Here is a 1,271-nt window from a genome sequence, read left to right on the forward strand (position 1 = left end):
TACCGAACCGCCTTCTGTGTTTCTTAGCGGATCTGCTGTCGGTTATTACGGCGACCAGCAGGATCATCCGTTCGATGAGTGTCTTCATGTGAATAACGACGATTTCCCGCATATGGTTTGCGCCAAGTGGGAACAAATCGCCAAACGGGCCGAGTCCGAACAAACCCGCGTTTGCTTTCTCCGGACAGGCGTCGTACTCGGGCTTAATGGCGGAGCACTCGCGAAAATGCTCTTGCCTTACAAATTGGGGTTAGGCGGACCGCTTGGCAATGGCAATCAATATATGCCTTGGATTCATATCCTCGATATGGTTCGTGCCATTATGTACCTGCTTGAAACCCCTCACGCGCATGGTGCCTTCAACATGTGCGCCCCTCACCCTGTGACTAACCGGATATTTAGCCGCACGTTAGCGAAAACACTCAAACGTCCTCATATTCTATTCACACCTAAATGGGTCATGGCATTGGCAATGGGAGAATCGGCATGTTTGCTGTTTGACAGTATGCGAGCCAAACCTAAGAAACTCACCGAGCTTGGCTTTAAATTTAGTTACTCAAGAATAGAACCAGCACTGAAGCACTTGCTTCAAGATAGAAGCTGTTGAATGATAAAGCTTATCTGTCTCTCGCATTAAGCTAACACATGAATAAATCCATCCTCATTACGGGGTGCTCAACGGGCATCGGGTACGTTTGTGCTCATGCACTCCATAAACAAGGCTTTCACGTCATCGCCTCTTGTAGAAAGCTCGATGACGTTCAACGACTCCAATCAGAAGGGTTAACCTGTATCCAGCTCGACCTCGACGACCCAATAAGCATCACTAGTGGCGCAAAACAAGCGATTGAATTGGCTCAAGGCCAGCTTTATGCCCTGTTCAATAACGGCGCATATGGTCAGCCCGGTGCATTAGAAGATCTGCCTACCGAAGCATTGAAAGCGCAATTTCAAACCAACTTTTTTGGTTGGCACCAACTGGTTCAAGAGGTACTACCCACTATGCGTGCTCAGGGTGAAGGACGCATTATTCAAAACAGTTCCGTCTTGGGTTTTGCCGCAATGAAGTATCGTGGGGCGTACAACGCCTCAAAGTTTGCCCTAGAAGGATGGACAGATACATTACGGCTCGAACTTGCTGATACCGACATCAAAGTGGCGTTGATAGAGCCCGGCCCCATTGAAACGCAATTTAGACACAACGCTCTGCTCGCTTTTGAGCAATGGATTGACGTAGATTCAAGCCCTCACCGTATCGCGTATGATGGACA

At 48.5% G+C, this 1,271-nt stretch carries 2 protein-coding genes; both read left to right on the plus strand.

Annotated elements, in window-relative coordinates; translation table 11 throughout:
- Window positions 1–607 (plus strand): TIGR01777 family oxidoreductase (locus R7Q38_RS23700; protein ID WP_318114506.1); only part of this gene is annotated, 607 nt, incomplete at its 5' end.
- Window positions 608–645: 38 nt separating this feature from the next.
- Window positions 646–1,271 (plus strand): SDR family NAD(P)-dependent oxidoreductase (locus R7Q38_RS23705; RefSeq protein ID WP_318114507.1); only part of this gene is annotated, 626 nt, incomplete at its 3' end.

The sequence above is a fragment of the Vibrio sp. Vb0598 genome, assembly GCF_033338935.1.
In the GTDB taxonomy this organism is placed as follows: Bacteria; Pseudomonadota; Gammaproteobacteria; order Enterobacterales; family Vibrionaceae; genus Vibrio; species Vibrio alginolyticus.